Raw genomic sequence first — 18,256 nt, 5'->3', positions numbered from 1 at the left:
GATGAGTAAAGTCAAACAAACAGATATCGATCAGCTGATCGTCCTGGTCGGCGGACGCGATAACATCGCCACCGTCAGCCATTGCATTACCCGCCTGCGCTTCGTGCTGAACGATCCGGCCAAAGCCAACCCGAAGGCCATTGAAGAGCTTTCTATGGTTAAAGGCTGCTTCACCAACGCCGGGCAGTTTCAGGTGGTGATTGGTACCGAAGTGGGCGATTACTATCAGGCTCTGCTGGCGACTACCGGGCACTCTTCCGCCGATAAAGAGCAGGCGAAGAAGGCCGCGCGCCAGAATATGAAATGGCATGAGCAGCTGATTTCCCATTTTGCGGAGATCTTCTTCCCGCTGCTGCCAGCGCTGATCAGCGGGGGCTTAATTCTGGGCTTCCGTAACGTCATCGGCGATGTGCCAATGAGCGACGGCAAAACCCTGGCGCAGATGTACCCGGCGCTGCAAAGCATCTATGACTTCCTGTGGCTGATTGGCGAAGCGATCTTCTTCTATCTGCCAGTCGGGATCTGCTGGTCCGCGGTGCGCAAGATGGGCGGAACGCCAATTCTCGGTATCGTGCTCGGCGTGACGCTGGTCTCTCCGCAGTTAATGAACGCTTACTTACTTGGTCAGCAAACGCCAGAGGTGTGGAACTTCGGCCTGTTTACCATCGCCAAAGTCGGCTATCAGGCGCAGGTGATCCCGGCATTGCTGGCGGGCCTGGCGCTGGGCTTTATTGAGACGCGCCTGAAGCGCATCGTGCCGGATTACCTCTATCTAGTGGTGGTCCCGGTCTGCTCGCTGATCCTGGCGGTGTTCCTGGCGCACGCCTTTATCGGTCCGTTTGGCCGCATGATTGGCGACGGCGTGGCCTTCGCGGTCCGTCACCTGATGACCGGCAGCTTCGCGCCAATCGGTGCCGCGCTGTTTGGCTTCCTCTACGCTCCGCTGGTGATCACCGGCGTGCACCAGACCACGCTGGCGATTGATATGCAGATGATCCAGAGCCTCGGCGGTACGCCTGTCTGGCCGATCATCGCCCTGTCTAACATTGCGCAGGCCTCGGCGGTAACCGGCATCATCATCGTCAGCCGTAAGCACAACGAGCGAGAGATCTCCGTTCCGGCTGCCATCTCCGCTTACCTCGGCGTCACTGAACCGGCGATGTACGGTATCAACCTGAAATACCGCTTCCCGATGCTCTGCGCGATGATCGGCTCCGGTCTGGCGGGCTTGCTGTGCGGCCTGAACAGCGTGATGGCGAACGGGATTGGCGTCGGCGGCCTGCCGGGTATCCTCTCCATTCAGCCCGCGTTCTGGCAGGTATTTGCGCTGGCGATGGCGGTGGCGATTATCATCCCAATGGCGCTGACTACTGTGGTTTACCAGCGTAAGTTCCGTCAGGGCACGTTGCAGATTGTTTAATTCTCTCTTTCGGGGCGCAGTTGCGCCCCTTCGCATTTGCAGGAACGTACTATGAATACCCTTCCTCACTGGTGGCAGAACGGCGTCATCTATCAGATTTACCCAAAGAGTTTCCAGGACACCACCGGCAGCGGCACGGGCGATCTGCGCGGCGTGACGCAGCGCCTGGACTACCTGAAAACCCTCGGCATTGACGCCATCTGGCTGACGCCGTTTTATATCTCCCCGCAGGTGGATAACGGTTACGACGTGGCGAACTACACTGCCATCGATCCGACCTACGGCACGCTGGACGACTTTGACGAGCTGGTTGCCCGGGCGCATGAACGCGGCATCCGCATCGTGCTGGATATGGTCTTTAACCACACGTCCACGCAGCACGCCTGGTTCCGTGAGTCGCTGGATAAAGCGAGTCCGTACCGCCAGTTCTATATCTGGCGCGACGGTACGCCGGATACGCTTCCCAACAACTGGCGCTCCAAATTTGGCGGCAACGCCTGGCGCTGGCACGCCGAAAGCGAGCAGTATTATCTGCACCTGTTCGCACCGGAGCAGGCGGATCTCAACTGGGAAAACCCGGCGGTGCGCGCCGAGCTGAAAAAAGTGTGCGAGTTCTGGGCCGATCGCGGCGTGGACGGCTTGCGTCTGGACGTGATTAACCTGATTTCAAAAGATCAGGATTTCCCGGACGATACCCTCGGCGACGGTCGCCGCTTCTACACTGACGGGCCGCGCATCCACGAATATCTTCAGGAGATGAGCCGCGACGTCTTTACGCCGCGTAATCTGATGACGGTGGGCGAGATGTCCTCCACCTCGCTGGAGAACTGCCAACAGTACGCGTCTCTTGACGGCCGCGAGCTGTCGATGACCTTTAACTTCCACCACCTCAAGGTAGACTACCCCGGCGGCGAAAAATGGACGAAGGCGAAGCCGGACTTCGTGGCGCTAAAAACCCTTTTCCGCCACTGGCAGCAGGGGATGCACAACAAAGCCTGGAACGCGCTGTTCTGGTGTAACCATGACCAGCCGCGCATCGTGTCGCGCTTTGGTGACGAAGGGGAACACCGCGTGGCGGCGGCGAAAATGCTCGGCATGGTGCTGCACGGGATGCAGGGCACGCCGTATATCTACCAGGGTGAAGAACTGGGTATGACCAACCCGCATTTCAGCCGTATCACCGACTACCGCGACGTGGAAAGCCTGAACATGTTCGCCGAACAGCGGGCTAACGGTCGCGATACGGATGAACTACTGGCGATTCTGGCGAGTAAGTCACGCGATAATGGCCGCACGCCGATGCAGTGGGACGCCTCGCATAATGCGGGCTTTACCGAGGCCGAGCCGTGGATTGGCGTCTGCGACAACTACGAAACCGTGAACGCCCGCGCGGCGCTGGACGACCCCAATTCGGTGTTTTACACCTATCAGTCGCTGATTCGCCTGCGCAAAACCTTGTCGGTACTGACGTGGGGGGATTATGAGGATCTCCTGCCTGACCACCCTTCCCTGTGGTGCTACCGCCGCCAGTGGCAGGGACAAACGCTGATGGTGGTGGCGAACCTGAGCCACGCGCGCCAGCAGTGGCAGCCCGTCCCCGTAGAGGGAGCATGGCGGGTGGCACTCAGCAACTATGAAGAGGTTCCTTCCGACCCGATACGTTGCTATTGCGCCCGTTTGAAGCTATCTGGTGGGTGCAGGAATAAACCTCAGGAGATACAGCATGCTGTATCTCTTTTTTTATGTTTAGCGATACGCTAAATGTACGACGATAACTTTTACAATATGGCGCACTCAAAATAAAAATAGCCTGCCAATTAAATAACCTCGGCAGGATATTATGAAAAAGATAATTATTAAAGCAACGTGTATTAGCGCATTATTATTGAGCACGCAGGGATGGTGCGGAAATACGTCCGTCGATCTTCGCTTTGGTCATAATACACGCTCAGACGTAAATGATTCACGCATTAAGGTCATGCATCAGGCGAATAACGGTTTTTACTTCTCCGTTGAAGCCGCTCAAAACCATAACGATACGTTTTTTGGTGATACCGACAGATATAACCCAGACGACAAAGGGTTAACGGAAGCGGCACAGGAAATCGAAACGCGCTGGCGTTTCGATCTGGGAAATGGTTTCGCCGTTGCGCCTGGCATGGTGACGGTTTTCACCGCCAGCAATACGCATTACCGCCCCTTCATTCAGGGCTGGAAAGCCTTCGATAACGGTCTGAATCTCTCCGCCCGTTACCGCTATAACACCGTCAATGACGCGCACAGCGATAAAGAACTCGACGGCAGCGGTTATACTCGCCGCCAGTGTCGACCCCTGACGGGTAATCGCAATAATCTTCAACCCTTTGCGCAGCGCGTTACGCGCCATTTCAATCAGCGACTGCGTCTCCCCGGATTTACTGATCAACACCAGCGTCCCCTTCGATACGCGTGTCAACTGGTGCATGTCATTCAAAATAAGGTGCGGCAGGCTCGCCAGCGACAAAAAGCGCGACAGGTAGTTGAGGCTGGTGAGCGAGGCCCCGTGCGTAAAGATAGATATGGCTGGAATGCGTAAGCAACCTGGACACGTCTGTCACAATATCATCCGGCTGCGGCCCCACGTCGGGTGTAGCAGGTGCAGGTGTAAAATGGTCGCGTAAAAAACGGTACCGAAGCTCGGTATAGCTTTTATAGCCCATTTTTTTACATACACGATTAACGGATGTTGTCGTGGTAAAGGTATCACGGGCAATCTCTTTGCCGATATATTAGAAATATTACACGCATGATGCTGAATGTATTCAAATATCAAACGTTCACTTCCCTGGAATGAATTCATCTATTACGCCCCGTTTAATCCCGAGATGATATTAACACAACAGAGAAATAGTCTCTGGAAGGCGCTTCACACATTGAATTTACGCGTATCACGATACGTAATTAGTATTAGCAAACATTAAAAACTGTTTTAGGTTCTCTTTATACTTCCCCTGTTTTCACATCCAGGGAATTATGACAATGACGAAACAAAAAGTTGTCGCGGTAACGGCCTGCCCGACAGGTATCGCACACACCTTTATGGCGGCGAATAAAATTATTGCATGGGCTAACGAGCACAATATCGAGGTAAAGGTCGAAACGCAGGGCAGCGACGGCGTTAAAAACCGCTTAACAAAACAGGATATCGCCTCCGCCACGGCCATTATTCTGGCAACCGACGTTCCCATTCAGGATGCCGAGCGTTTTGAAAACATTCCTCACCTTCAAACCCGCACACAAGAGCTGATCAAACATACCGATCGCTATCTGCGTCAGGCGCTGGCAAAGGAAAAAAACGTCACCACTGTCGCACAAGAAGACGATCTTCAGCGTTCGGCTTACCAGATTTTTATTGGCCATATTATGGCGGCCATCAGCTATATGCTGCCGGTGGTGGTGATGGGTGGGCTGATGATGGCGACGGCCAAAATAACCGGGCAGTTTATTAACATCGAACATTCGCCGTTCAGCGTGCTGGATAAAGTGGGCTTTATGACCATTAAGTTCATGTATCCCGTTTTTGCAATGTATCTGGCGTTTTCCATTGCCGGTAAACCGGCACTCATCCCCGGTCTTATTGGCGGCATCATGTCAGACGAAGTCTATAAGCGCTTCTTTGATATCGAAGGCTTTATGCCATCCGGCTTTTTCGGCGCCATTGGTATCGGCTTTTTTGTGGGCTATCTGGTGCGCTGGCTCAATGATTCGATTCACGTCCGCCAGCAGCTCACCACCATTAAAACCATGCTGCTCGTCCCGCTGATCACCGGCATTACGCTGGTGATGGTCATGGAATATTTGATTAACCCGATTTTTGGCTCGCTTAACCAGCTGATGGTGGTCTTTTTTACCTCGGCAGGTGACACCGGGCGCGGGTTCTATTCCGCGATGATCGCCGCGGGCACCGCGTTCGACCTGGGCGGTCCGGTCAACAAGGCGGCAGGCTCGGTCGCGCTCGGCCTGAACGGCATGAGCGAGACGTTTGATTTAACCGCCCGCGAACTCTCCATCGTGATCCCCTCCATTGGCGTCGGCTTTGCTGCGTTCCTCAACGGCCGCTTTGGATTACCGGATGTCTTTAGCCAGGAAGAGAAAACCGTCGGTAGCACCTCGTTGTTGCTGGGCGTGATTGGGATCTCCGAAGGCGCGATCCCGTTCATCCTGAAAAACCCACGTCTGATCCCGGTGTTCATGACCGGTGCCGTCGCCGGCGCGCTGGTCGCCATTACCCTTGGCGTGAAGCAGACGCTGCCTCTGCCAGCCGTCTGGGGCTGGCCGCTGGCAACCAACGTGGCGGGCTACCTGGCGAGCGTCTTTATTGGCGCACTGATTTGCGCCCTGGGCGTGCTCTATGTCAGCCCAAAGAACGCCAGATAAGGGGAACGTCATGAATCAGATCCACGTCATTGCCCATACGCACTGGGATCAGGAGTGGTATTTCACCCGTCAGGACAGCATGGTGCTGGCGTCATATAATTTTGCGGACGTCATCAACACGCTGGAGCAGGACTCCGCTTACACCTGCTATCACCTTGACGGACAGATGGCGGTAGTGGAGGACTTTCTCGCCATCAATCCTGATTATCGCGCCAGGCTGGAAAAGCTGGTCAGAGAAAAAAGGATCTTCGTAGGGCCATGGTATACCCAGACGGACACCTATAACGTGCATGGCGAATCGATTATCCGCAACCTGAAGTACGGCATTTTTTCTGCCCGGACGCTGGGGCATGCGATGCAGGTTGGGTATCTTCCGGATACCTTTGGCCACAATGCGCAAATGCCCACGATCTTGCAGGGCTGCAATATCGACAATATCGTCTTCTGGCGCGGTATCGATCACGACAGGCACGCCAAAAGCAGCCAGTTCCTCTGGCGCGCACCCTCAGGTGCGACCGTCATCGCCTGTGCGATGGCGCTCGGTTATGGCGCGGCTAAAAACATGCGTTCGGAAGCCTCCCATCTCCGGGGAAAAATCTACCCGATGACCACACTTTTGCGTTCACGGGCCGGTCTAAACGACCTGCTCCTGCCCTGCGGCGGCGATCAGGTCAGCATCGACCCGGCGCTGCCGAAAATTCTGGAGGTCGCCAGCGCACAGTCCCCGGATCAGGACCGTTACTTCATCAGCTCTCTGGAGCGTTATGTAGAAACCCTTCGCGCGCAGCGTGAACAGTTTGAGCTCCTGGAAGGAGAGCTGAAATCGCCGCGCTACACCCGCATCCATAAAACGATCGGCTCCGTGCGCTACGACATCAAAAAGAAAAACGATGAGGTTGAACAATTCATCCTGCGACAGCTGGAGCCGACAATCGCAATGGCGCGTCACCAGGGGATTCCGGTCAACCTCGCGGTAGTCGACACCCTCTGGAAAAAGCTGTTGCGAAACCATGCCCACGATTCCATTGGCGGCTGTAATAGCGATGCCACCAACCGCGACATTCTGCATCGTATGGAACAAACCGAACAGCTGTGCCATAGCCTGTGGAATCTGGTGGTGAAAACCCTGGCCGCCGCCTGCGTTCAGGATGGCGACCTGCTGATTTTTAACTCGCTGGCTACCCCAACGCAGCGCGTGGTGATAGCCACACTGTATAGCCGGGCGGATAATATCGCCCTGACGCATCAGGGGCAGCCCATCCCTTTCGACGTCCTGGAAAGAGACATTCTGCCCGGCGGAACGGCGATCTCCCTTACCGCCGAGGGCGAGTGCGAGACGCCCCTTCTCCCTTATTACCGCTGGCACGTTGCGGTAAAGACACCGGTTCTGCCGCCGATCGGCTATCTCACCGTTAACGTTGAAGAAGACCCTGCGCCTTTCCTGGCGTCTGAAAAGATAAAGGGCAGCGAGATTGAGAATGCGCATTATCGACTGTCGCTGGATGCCGGAACGCTTACCCTGCATGACAAACGCAGCGGCAGACGTATCCCCTCTTTCTTTACCTTTGAAGACTGCGCGGACGCGGGCGACAGCTACGATTTCTCACCGCTTGCGGGCGACGCGCCGACGCGCTGTTCGCATTTTACGCTCGTCGACGGCGTAAAAACGCCGCTTGTCGAAAAGCTGACCGTCGAGGCCACAATGCGTCTTCCGCAGGATCTCGCCAGCCGTCAGGATACGGCCCGAACGCCGTTATCCATTCGTCTGGTCTGCGAATTACGCCACGACGATCCGAATCTGTATGTCGAGGCTTCGCTGGAAAACAGCCACTGCGATCACCGGCTACGTTTACTGATCGGCAGCGATGTTCACACCCGTCACGCTATCGCCTCACAGCCCTTCGCAATCATCCAGCGCGAAACGGGATATGACGGTGAACACTGGCAAGAACGCTATCGCGAGAAGCCCGTGGATATCGAAACCAGCGAGGGCATTATCGCTGTCACGGAACCGGGTAAAGCGCTGGTTGTGACTAGCCGTGGCATGAAAGAATTTCAGATTATCGGCAGCGAACCCGCTGCTATTGCCCTGACGATGTTTAAATCGACGGGCGTGCTCGGACGCAGCGATCTCGAATGGCGACCGGGTCGGCCTCCGGCATCAATAATACGGTGGTTGAGACTCCTGATGCCCAGTTGCTGAAACCGTTGCGCTTTTCATTCACCGTCGCGCTGGCCGACAACGCCGACCACCTCACGCTGCGCCAGCTGGAAAATCAGGCGGCTGGACAGCCCTTCACCTACCAACGGCAAACGCTACACACGCTCGATCACCGTCTTGAGCGCTTTTCGTTGCGTCTGCCCGAGCGCAGGCTTCCGGCAGAGTTCTCGCTACTGACCGTGCCGGAGCCGCTCATCCTTTCCGCTCTGCCCCATGCGCAGCTGCTGCATGGCACCGTCTTACGCGTATTTAACGCCGGGACACAACCGGCTCCCGTCCCGGAAAGTCTGGCAGTGTTACGGCAGATCAACTATCTGGAAGAGCCGATGCAACCGGTAACGGCGATCCTCCCTCCGCAACCTGCGATTTTTGATTGAGGCTTAATATGAACTTGCTGGCATTGACGCATCCCGATCTGGTGTTTATCAACCCGCCCCAACGTACGCCGGAAGCAGTGATCCGTTGGCTCACCGAGCCGCTCGCCAGGCGGAAGGTCATCAACGATCGAGAGGCATTTATCGAAAGCGTTTTACAACGTGAAAGTGAAGGCCCTACCGCGCTGGGTGAAGCGCTCGCCGTCCCGCACGGTAAAACCGAGGCGGTGCAACAGGCGGCATTTTGTCTGGCGCTCTTTGACGATCCGATATGCTGGCCGGGGCTGGAGGGTGATGAAGAGGTGAGGATGGTTTTCCTGCTCGCCATTCCGCCAGCGGAAGCAGGCAGTACGCATATGCACCTGCTGACGACGCTGACCAGCAGACTCACGGATGAGCGGGTGCGTGAGCAATTGCTGGCGGCGCGTACGCGGGAAGAGGCGATGTCTGCGCTGAGTAATGAAGGTTCTCAAAAACAGGACGATGCCCCCGAAAGCTCTCTTCTCATCCCGTTGGTACTGGGCTGCATCGTTACCGTAGCCTTTGCAGGCAGGGTTGAGCTGGGCCTGCGGGGTGAGTTAATCGAGCAGCGCTCAGCACAGGCTCTGCTGAGCGCTTGTTTTTGTTGAATAATTAATCAGATTTTTCCTTCGAGTCTTTACAATTGCCCCAGCGCCCGCCGTATGTACTCGTCTTTTACTTTGTTCTGCATCAAAAAATCGCAAACTTGTTTGATGCAAATCACTATATGTAGCACTTAAAATGCACGCCGACCCAACATCTTGTATTTATCGTCTACTATTCCAACAACAAGACGGCGCGAACGCTGGCCGGAATTGTGGATAACACGAGCTGGGCACGCGGGAAGTCTTTGCCGCGGCGAGGAATACGTCCGGTGAATACTTCTCCACCTTTGTGGATAACCTGTTTTTAAAATGGAGTGATCATGACACCGCATGTGATGAAACGTGATGGCTGTAAAGTGCCGTTTAAATCAGAGCGCATCAAAGAAGCCATTCTGCGTGCAGCTAAAGCAGCGGGAGTCGATGACGCAGATTACTGCGCCACCGTCGCAGAAGTCGTTAGCAGCCAGATGCATGAACGCAGCCAGGTGGATATCAACGAGATCCAGACCGCGGTTGAAAACCAGCTGATGTCTGGTCCGTACAAGCAGCTGGCGCGCGCCTACATTGAGTATCGTCACGACCGTGACGTCCAGCGTGAGAAACGCGGTCGCCTGAACCAGGAGATCCGCGGCCTGGTAGAGCAAACCAACTCGTCGCTGCTCAATGAAAATGCCAACAAAGACAGCAAAGTGATCCCAACCCAGCGCGACCTGCTGGCCGGTATCGTCGCCAAGCACTATGCCCGCCAGCACCTGCTGCCGCGCGACGTGGTGTCTGCGCACGAGCGCGGTGAGATCCACTATCACGATCTCGACTACTCGCCGTTCTTCCCGATGTTTAACTGCATGCTGATCGACCTGAAAGGCATGCTGACCCACGGTTTTAAAATGGGTAACGCCGAGATTGAGCCGCCGAAATCCATCTCCACCGCGACGGCGGTCACGGCGCAGATCATCGCCCAGGTGGCAAGCCACATCTATGGCGGCACCACCATTAACCGCATCGATGAAGTGCTGGCCCCGTTCGTGGCCGAGAGCTTCAACAAACACCGTAAAACGGCGGAAGAGTGGCAGATCCCGGATGCCGACGGTTACGCCCGTTCCCGCACCGAGAAAGAGTGCTACGACGCGTTCCAGTCGCTGGAATATGAGGTAAACACGCTGCACACCGCCAACGGCCAGACGCCGTTTGTGACCTTCGGGTTTGGCCTCGGCACCAGCTGGGAATCACGCCTGCTCCAGCAGTCTATTCTGCGCAACCGCATCTCCGGCCTCGGTAAAAACCGTAAAACGGCGGTGTTCCCGAAACTGGTGTTCGCCATTCGTGACGGCCTGAACCACAAGTTTGGCGATCCGAACTATGACATCAAGCAGCTGGCGCTGGAGTGCGCGAGCAAGCGTATGTACCCGGACATCCTCAACTACGACCAGGTGGTGAAAGTCACCGGTTCGTTTAAAACGCCAATGGCTGCCGCAGCTTCCTCGGCGTGTACGAAGATGAGAACGGCGAGCAGATCCACGACGGGCGCAACAACCTGGGCGTCATCAGCCTGAACCTGCCGCGCATCGCGCTGGAAGCTAAAGGGAATGAAGCGGCCTTCTGGACGCTGCTGGATGAACGTTTACAGCTGGCACGTAAGGCGCTTATGACCCGCATCGCCCGTCTTGAAGGGGTGAAAGCCCGCGTCGCGCCAATTCTCTATATGGAAGGAGCCTGCGGCGTGCGCCTGAAGGCGGACGATGATGTGTCGGAGATCTTCAAAACGGTCGCGCATCGATCTCTTGGCTATATCGGCATTCACGAAACGATTAACGCGCTGTTTGGCGACAAGCACATCTATGACAACGACGCCCTGCGTGAGAAAGGTATCGCGATTGTGCAGCGCCTGCGCGATGCGGTAGACCAGTGGAAAGAGGAAACTGGCTACGGTTTCAGCCTGTACAGCACGCCGAGCGAAAACCTCTGCGATCGCTTCTGCCGTCTGGACACCGCCGAGTTCGGCATCGTGGAAGGCGTGACCGACAAAGGTTACTACACCAACAGCTTCCACCTCGATGTGGAGAAGAAGGTGAACCCGTACGACAAGATCGACTTTGAAGCGGCCTATCCGCCCATTGCGAACGGCGGTTTTATCTGCTACGGCGAGTACCCGAACATTCAGCACAACCTGAAGGCGCTGGAAGACGTGTGGGATTACAGCTATCAGCACGTGCCGTACTACGGAACCAACACGCCAATTGACGAGTGCTACGAGTGCGGCTTTACCGGTGAGTTCGAATGCACCAGCAAAGGCTTCACCTGCCCGAAATGCGGTAACCACGACGCAGCCCGCGTCTCCGTGACCCGCCGCGTGTGCGGCTACCTCGGCAGCCCGGATGCCCGTCCGTTTAACGCCGGTAAGCAGGAAGAGGTGAAGCGCAGGGTGAAACATCTGGGGAATGGGCAGATCGGGTAATCCGCTGCCACGTTAATGCCCGGTGGCGCTGCGCTTACCGGGCCTACGGACCGCTCTCTTTGTAGGCCGGGTAAGCGCAGCGCCACCCGGCGTGGTTATTCGCGATGAACTATCACCAGTACTACCCCGTCGACATCGTCAACGGCCCCGGCACCCGCTGTACCCTGTTTGTATCAGGCTGCGTTCACGAGTGCCCCGGCTGCTACAACAAAAGCACCTGGCGCCTGAACTCGGGTATGCCGTTTACCGCTGAGATGGAAGACCGCATCATCAACGACCTGAACGACACGCGCATCAAACGCCAGGGGATCTCGCTCTCCGGCGGCGACCCGCTCCATCCGCAAAACGTGCCGGCGATCCTGAAGCTGGTAAAACGCATCCGCCGCGAGTGCGCAGGAAAAGACATCTGGGTCTGGACGGGCTATAAGCTGGATGAACTGAATGCGCAGCAGATGGAAGTGGTGGATCTGATTAACGTCCTGGTCGACGGCAAGTTCGTGCAGGATCTAAAAGATCCTATGCTTATCTGGCGCGGCAGCAGCAACCAGGTTGTGCATCATCTGCGTTGAATGAAGGCGGATATCCTCTGTCCGCCTGAACGTCAAAACCGACTCAAACTCTCCATCGCCTCAGCCTTAAACGCCGCAAAATTCTCGCACTGGCACAGGCGCGCCATCGCGCGTTCACGCAGGAAGGTGACAAAGATGTCGTAAATCGCCATTGCCTCTTCGTACTCGCTTTTGCTGATGGCGAGCAGGAAGATGACATGAGCGGTTTCATCTCCCCACTGAATGCCCTGCGGCGCCAGCACGGTGTAGACCACCGTTTTTTGCGCCAGCAGCCCGAGGGAGTGCGGCAGCGCGATGCCGTCGCCGAGCATGGTGCTGACGATGGCTTCACGCTCGATAACCGATTCCAGAAACTCCGCGCCGACAAAACCTTCCTTCAAGCTGCCCGCACAGTTCGCGGAACAGCGTTTGCTGGTCGACAGGCTTGTCGAGAATGCGGAAATGGGCCGCGTCGAAGTATTTTTCCAGCATCCACGTGCGGGTGCGATCCACCAGCACCAGCTTGCCGATCTGCTCTAACTGATAATCGGTCGGGAACGGGGCGATCATCACCACCGGTTTGGATTTTTCGCTCACGCGGGCGGTGGAGATCACGAAGTCTTCGCCAATGGCATCGGCAAGCTCGTACTCACGAAGGGTGAGCGTGCGCGTCACCTCAATCTGCGGATATTTACGCTGAAGTACCGCCTCGATCATGCGCACCATCGCGTTACCGGCGTCGCACACCAGCAGCACCTGCGGCTGGCGCTGGTAGCCGATATTGTAATGGCGCTCCAGCCCGACGCCGATATGCAGCACCAGAAAACCAATTTCGTTTTCGCTGATCACATACGGGGTGTATTTGCCCCAGCTCGACACCGCCGCGAGGGTCATATCCCACGCCATCGGGTAGTGCTGCTTGATGTTATCCAGCAGCGGATTGGGGATCATGATTTGATACCGCACGCGGGTAATCATGGTTTTGATGTGCGTGAGCAGATCTGCATGCAGTTGCTCATCGCTCAGCAGGTTGTAGTTATAGTGGGTGTTGATGTAGCGCAGAATGTAGTTGACCAGGGCTTCGTCGTCGTCGGCGTTAATCGCGCTGGGGGCGATCTCCTGGATCTGCCGCGCCGCAATGTGCACACACAGCCAGCTCTCTTCTGACGGCGAAAGCGCTTTGCCCGCCAGCTCCTGGATAGCCACCGCGATATCTTTCGCCGCCTCACGCACGTTCTCTTCCACGTCCTCCGCGTGGAATTCCGGCAGCGGATACCCTCGCTGATGCGCCGCACCGACACCGCGCAGTACAGGCGCAGGAACAGCTCGCCTTCATCGGTCAGGCGAATGTGATGGCGCGTCAGCGCATCGTGCAGCACCGGCACCATCTTTTCCGCCACCCCCGCATTCAGCGCCACGTCGGTCACCAGCGGGTTCAGGCTGTCCTGCTGCGCCAGCTCCCACAGGAGGTCGGTCAGGCAGGCGCGGATCGCCATCTCGCTGCCAAACAGCTTCATCCCGTGGCGCGGGCGGGTTTCCAGCGTCAGGTTATAACGGTGAAACCACTCGCGCACTTCCACCATGTCGCTCTGCAACGTAGCCCGGCTGACGAACCACTCATCGGCCAGATCCTCCAGCTTGAGGGAAAAGGCTGACGTCAGAAAACGCACCACCAGATAGTGCACGCGCTCCGGTCCGGTTCGCGGAATACGCAGCGCGCGGGTGGGACGCCTGCAATTGTTGATAGCGCACCACATCATTAATTTTGAGCTGATAGCCGTTGCCCCGGCTCAAAATGAACTGCGCGCCGTGGCTGGCCAGCAGCGCGTTCAGGGCGGTGATATCCGCCCGGACGGTTCGCGTGGAGACCGACAGCCGCTGCGCCAGCTCGTCCTGTGGCAGCGTCTCGTTTTGCAACAGATCGAAAAGTTGCGCTAAACGTTGGTTCGGAAATCGCACGTCGTTGTCCTCTTACTGCTCAGGGTGAAATGACCATCTGGGATGGGCTGCCGACCGGGGTATAGTCTGGCTCGGCGCTCAGCTTGCCGTCCGGCGCCACGCGGAAACGGGTAATGTTGTCGCTGCGCTGGTTCATGACGTACAGCCAGCGACCCTGCTTATCGAGCGTCAGGGTGCGCGGATAGTCGCCGCGCGTCCAGACATCATCCTGATGCGTCAGCGTACCCTCCGCCGTTACGGTAAAGTGCCCGATGCTGTTATGCAAACGGTTAGCGACATACAGCTGTTTCCCGTCGGCGCTTAGCGCCAGCCCGGCAGCAAAACTGGTGCCTTTATAACCGTCCGGCAGGGCTGAAACCGTTTTACCCTCTTTCAGCCTGCCATTACTGTCCAGCGCATAATGGGTGAGCGTAGACGCCTCTTCGTTAATCAGCCACAGGGCATCGCCTTTCGGCGTAAAGACGAAGTGGCGCGGCCCGGCCCCTTTTGAGGAGGCGCTGATAAATGGCGGATCGTTAGGAGTCAGCTTCCCGGTTTGATCGTCAAAACGGTACTGATAGATGCGATCCAGCCCCAGATCGGTGGAAAAAACGTATTTCCCGTCCGGATCGGCGGCGATCATGTGCGCATGTGGGCCGTTATGATCGCTGATGGCGAAACTGCCCTCGACGGCAGCTTCCGGCTTCGCCGCGCCCGGTTCGCCTTTGTCCTGATGGGTGTCCGTAGCATCGCCCAGGCTGCCGTCTGCGTTAACGGGCAGCACCGCGACAGTTCCGCTGACGTAGTTTGCCACCAGCAGATGTTTGCCGTTCGGCGTCAGGGAAAGATACACCGGCCCCGCGCCGCCGGAGGACACCTGATTCAGCTCGCTCAGCGCGCCGTTATCACCGATGCGCAGCGCCTGCACCACGCCCTGCTCCACTTCGCTTGCCAGATACAGCGTTTTGCCGTCGTGTGAGACGGTTAACTGCGCGGCGTTCGGCAGTTTGCTCACCAGTGTTTTATCGTTCAGCGCACCGGTTTGCGGATCGACGGTAAAGCGGTACAGCCCTTCACCGTTCGGATTATAGGTACCCACCAGGCGTACTGGTTTGAGCGATTGCAGAGGTAGCAAGTAAAGAGAGTGAAGCGACAAGCAGGGTACGGGTGTGCATGGTGGCTCCTTCGGGTGTGTGTTTGTTTCCTCACCCAGCCCTCTCCCAAAGGGAGAGGGGTAAGGTTCCCTCTCCCGGTGGGAGAGGGTTAGGGTGAGGGGCAGGTTCTACTTAACCAGCTTCTTCGTCATCGCCAGCAGCGTACGCACATCTTCCGGACGCGTATCACCGCTGGCTTTATCGATAATCGAGCTGTAGATATGCGGGATGATTTTGCTCACGCCCGCATCCAGGGCGATCTGCAAGATCGCCTCGAAGTTCTCCAGATCGATTCCCCCGGTCGGCTCCAGCCAGAAGTCGTGACGGGCGCAGGCTTCCGCCACCGCCTGGTATTCGTCACGGCATTTCAGGCCGCCCATCGGGAAGTACTTGATGGAGCTGCCGCCGAAATCTTTCAGCAGGGCGATAGCGGTTTCAACCGGCACTATGCCGTCCGGCGCTTTGCTGCTCAGCGGGCCGGTGGAGATTTTCACCATGCCGACGGTGCCGGTCGGGGAGACCAGACCGTTGACCACGGACTCATTCTGCCCCAGCAGCGCGCGGCTGGTGGCCACGCCGGTAAAGACCTGGTTAACGTGCTGCGGCTGCACCTGGCGGGAGATTTCACTCACCATCGCTGACTGGTTCGGGTCGCCCGCGCCCAGCCCCACGGAGAGCGCATTATCAATCAGGGCTGCGTATTCGCGCATGTCCGCAACCGCGCTCGCCACGTCCGGGTAATTTTTGGAGAGCACGCCCACCAGCACATGACCTTCCGCCGCCTCGTAAATGGCGCTGGCGTTGGCCTTTGAGCCTGCCAGCACGTTCAGGCAGACGCGGTCACGGTAAAAGTTGGGGGTCAGTTTCATGCTTTTTTCTCCTGTCCTAATACTTCGCTAATGCGGCGGTACACGATGTTCAGCTGGTCAGCATTCACGCTGCGCACGTCCGCCTCGATAATCCCTTCGTTGGCCTTATAGCCACGGAAGTAAATGGCGTATTCGCCCTGTTTCAGCGCGTTCACCAGTTCACCGGTGCCGACGCCGGTGGTGGCTTCGTCAAACTTAATCTCGGTGCGGGCGATGTCACGCCCGGCGCTGTCCCAGACCACGCGCGCGGTCACGCCGTTCAGGGTGTTCAACGCGTCGATAAACGGCGTCATCTTCGCCACCATCTCGGCCCCGCTCTCTTTGGTCGCCGTCAGGTAGTGTTCGATGGCGCAGGTCAGCCCAGGATACCCTCTTTGCCCACTTTCATCGCGCGACCAATGCCCGCCGTCTGGCGCTTCACCCACTCAACGTACTGGGTTTTGCCGATCACCAGCCCGCTGGTTGGCCCTTCGATCGCCTTCGCGCCGCTGTAGATCACCAGATCGGCACCGGAGCGGTAGTAGGCGTGCAGATCTTCTTCCGCCGCCGCATCGACGATCAGCGGGAGATCGTGCTTGCGCGCCACGACCGCCGCCTGCTCGACGCTGAGCATGCTTTTCTGCACGCAGTGGTGCGATTTGATGTAGAGGATCGCCGCCGTGCGCGGAGTGATCGCCGCCGCCAGCTGATCGGCAGAGCATTCGTTGGCGTAGCCCGCCTCCACCAGCTTGCCGCCGCCCAGCGCCACCATGGTGCCCACCGGCGCGCCAAAGTTCACGTTGTGGCCTTTCGGCAGGACGATTTCGTTGTTTTCAATCGGTGTGACGTGCAGGTTTTCCAGCAGCCAGTCGCTGTCTTTCACCAGCACCGCCGCCACGGACTGGGCAATGCCCGCCGACGCGCAGGAGACCACCGTCGCCCCTTCCACCTCCAGCAGCTTCGCGATGTATTCCCCGGTTTTATTGACCAGATCCTTCATCTCGAAATAGTGATTCATGCCGTCCATCGCCGCCTGCACCACTTCCGGGCGCGGCGTGGAGACACCCAGCGCCGTCATGCGGCCAGAGGTGTTGATAACCTGCTTTAAGTTGTACTTCTCATAAATCGAAGGCATGTTCCGTGCTCCCTTGTTCGGTCATGTAGCCCTTGCCCGCGCGGATCGCGGCAAGCGGCATCAGAATGTGTTCAGCCTGTAGGCTGTCGTTTTCGGCATCCGTCAGCACCGTCGGCTGGCGCTTGAGCGTAAACAGCGTCAGATCGGCGTCGAGGCCAGGCTGAATGCGGCCTTTGCGCGTCAGGCGCAGGCCGTCGGCGGCGTTGGCCGTGACACAGTCAATCACCTGCGGCAATGACATGCCGATGGCGAGGAATTTCGACATCACGCTCGCCAGCGAGCCGACCGGGCCGTTGATGCGGTTGCGGCAGTAAATATCCGAGCTGATGGTATGCGGCAGAATGCCCATCGCAATGGCGCGCTTCGCCACTTCAAAGCTGAAGCTCGCCGTGCCGTGGCCGACGTCCAGGCGCACGCCGCGCTTCAGCGCAGACGTAATGGAGGCGCGCAGCTCGCCGGAGGGCGTCAGAATGCGGTTAGGCTTGCCGTTGTAGCAGTGGGTGATGATGTCGCCGGAGCTCAGCAGTTCGGCAATCTCATCGAGGTTCGGCGGGTTGTTGCCGATGTGCACCATCAGCGGCAGGTCGCCGTTCTCTTTCTGAATCGCTTTCGCGCGCTCCAGCGGGGTGATGCCGTTTTCACCGACCACGCTGCTGCTCATGCGCGCCTTCAGGCCAACGATAAAATCCGGGTGGCGCGTCACCGCCTGCTTCACCGCATCGGCGTCAATATTCGCCATGTTGGCCAGCTCGTTCTGGGCGATCAGCCCCACGCGGGAGATGTTCAGCAGGGCAAACACCTCGGTGGAGGCTTTGCGGGTGATGGCGTAAAATCGTCCACGTCGTCGGCTCCGGTACTGCCCGCGTCCACCACGGTGGTGACGCCGGTGGCAATGCCCACGCTGTCCGGCTCGTCGTGGTAAATCGGGGAGTTCGGGTAGCAGTGGACGTGGGAGTCAATCCAGCCCGCGCTGACGAACACGTCGCCGTTCAGCTCAACCGTTTTGCGGGCGGGAGCGTCAATGTCGCCTGTCGCGGCAATCTTCCCGTCCTGGATGGCGATATCGGTCAGGGTATCGTCGGCGAGGCGCGCACGGCGCAGGAGTAAATCAAACATGAGGA

4 protein-coding genes and 10 pseudogenes are annotated in these 18,256 nt (G+C 57.6%); 8 read left to right on the top strand and 6 right to left on the bottom strand.

Features of this window, described 5'->3' with window-relative positions; genetic code table 11:
- The first annotated feature begins 1 nt into the window (after window position 1).
- From treB to KTH07_RS23395, 3 genes and pseudogenes are all read left to right on the top strand, one after another.
- Window positions 2-1,420 carry a PTS trehalose transporter subunit IIBC gene (treB, locus tag KTH07_RS23405; RefSeq protein WP_020480548.1) on the top strand — a complete coding sequence of 473 codons (1,419 nt, stop codon included), beginning with the start codon at window positions 2-4 and terminating at the stop codon, window positions 1,418-1,420.
- A gap of 51 nt (window positions 1,421-1,471) precedes the next feature.
- Window positions 1,472-3,126: pseudogene (gene treC, locus KTH07_RS23400) on the top strand (alpha,alpha-phosphotrehalase).
- 134 nt (window positions 3,127-3,260) lie between these two features.
- Window positions 3,261-3,743 (top strand): annotated as a pseudogene (locus tag KTH07_RS23395) (oligogalacturonate-specific porin KdgM family protein); the annotation flags it as partial.
- Here the strand turns inward: KTH07_RS23395 and KTH07_RS23630 are convergent.
- Window positions 3,726-4,259, bottom strand: a pseudogene (locus tag KTH07_RS23630) (MurR/RpiR family transcriptional regulator); the annotation flags it as partial. The pseudogenes KTH07_RS23395 and KTH07_RS23630 overlap by 18 nt on opposite strands.
- A gap of 179 nt (window positions 4,260-4,438) precedes the next feature.
- Between KTH07_RS23630 and KTH07_RS23385 the strand changes: the two are divergent.
- From KTH07_RS23385 to nrdG, 5 genes and pseudogenes are all read left to right on the top strand, one after another.
- Complete coding sequence (locus KTH07_RS23385; protein WP_071842881.1) at window positions 4,439-5,836, top strand: PTS fructose transporter subunit IIC; 1,398 nt, start codon at window positions 4,439-4,441, stop codon at window positions 5,834-5,836.
- Window positions 5,837-5,846: 10 nt separating this feature from the next.
- Window positions 5,847-8,430: pseudogene (locus KTH07_RS23380) on the top strand (glycoside hydrolase family 38 C-terminal domain-containing protein).
- Window positions 8,431-8,442: 12 nt separating this feature from the next.
- Window positions 8,443-9,013, top strand: a pseudogene (locus KTH07_RS23375) (PTS sugar transporter subunit IIA).
- 433 nt (window positions 9,014-9,446) lie between these two features.
- A pseudogene (nrdD, locus tag KTH07_RS23370) lies at window positions 9,447-11,512 on the top strand (anaerobic ribonucleoside-triphosphate reductase).
- A 104-nt stretch (window positions 11,513-11,616) separates the two neighbouring features.
- Window positions 11,617-12,081: an anaerobic ribonucleoside-triphosphate reductase-activating protein gene (gene nrdG, locus KTH07_RS23365; RefSeq protein WP_023302982.1), complete on the top strand. Its 465-nt coding sequence runs from the start codon at window positions 11,617-11,619 to the stop codon at window positions 12,079-12,081.
- 32 nt (window positions 12,082-12,113) lie between these two features.
- Here nrdG and KTH07_RS23360 read toward each other — a convergent pair.
- The 5 genes and pseudogenes from KTH07_RS23360 to KTH07_RS23340 all read right to left on the bottom strand — a co-directional run bounded on the left by KTH07_RS23360 (window position 12,114) and on the right by KTH07_RS23340 (window position 18,251).
- Window positions 12,114-14,019 (bottom strand): annotated as a pseudogene (locus KTH07_RS23360) (transcription antiterminator).
- A 19-nt stretch (window positions 14,020-14,038) separates the two neighbouring features.
- Window positions 14,039-15,173 (bottom strand): annotated as a pseudogene (locus tag KTH07_RS23355) (lactonase family protein).
- Between the two features lie 107 nt (window positions 15,174-15,280).
- Window positions 15,281-16,021 carry a KDGP aldolase family protein gene (locus KTH07_RS23350; protein WP_017694646.1) on the bottom strand — a complete coding sequence of 247 codons (741 nt, stop codon included), beginning with the start codon at window positions 16,019-16,021 and terminating at the stop codon, window positions 15,281-15,283.
- A pseudogene (locus KTH07_RS23345) lies at window positions 16,018-17,135 on the bottom strand (DgaE family pyridoxal phosphate-dependent ammonia lyase). Before KTH07_RS23345 ends, KTH07_RS23350 begins: the two are co-directional and overlap by 4 nt.
- Window positions 17,119-18,251 (bottom strand): annotated as a pseudogene (locus KTH07_RS23340) (amidohydrolase/deacetylase family metallohydrolase). Before KTH07_RS23340 ends, KTH07_RS23345 begins: the two co-directional pseudogenes overlap by 17 nt.
- Window positions 18,252-18,256 lie beyond the last annotated feature (5 nt).

The sequence above is a fragment of the Enterobacter cloacae complex sp. ECL72 genome (genome assembly GCF_019056635.1).
In the GTDB taxonomy this organism is placed as follows: domain Bacteria; phylum Pseudomonadota; class Gammaproteobacteria; order Enterobacterales; family Enterobacteriaceae; genus Enterobacter; species Enterobacter hormaechei_C.
Note: the sequence above shows the minus strand (reverse complement) of the source record. Positions and strands in the feature narration are given on the sequence as shown.

Coding starts and splice junctions, on each gene's coding strand:
- KTH07_RS23350 (WP_017694646.1), bottom strand. CDS start 16,021: ATGAAACTGACCCCCAACTTTTACCGTGACCGCGTCTGCCTGAACGTG.
- nrdG (WP_023302982.1), top strand. CDS start 11,617: ATGAACTATCACCAGTACTACCCCGTCGACATCGTCAACGGCCCCGGC.
- treB (WP_020480548.1), top strand. CDS start 2: ATGAGTAAAGTCAAACAAACAGATATCGATCAGCTGATCGTCCTGGTC.
- KTH07_RS23385 (WP_071842881.1), top strand. CDS start 4,439: ATGACGAAACAAAAAGTTGTCGCGGTAACGGCCTGCCCGACAGGTATC.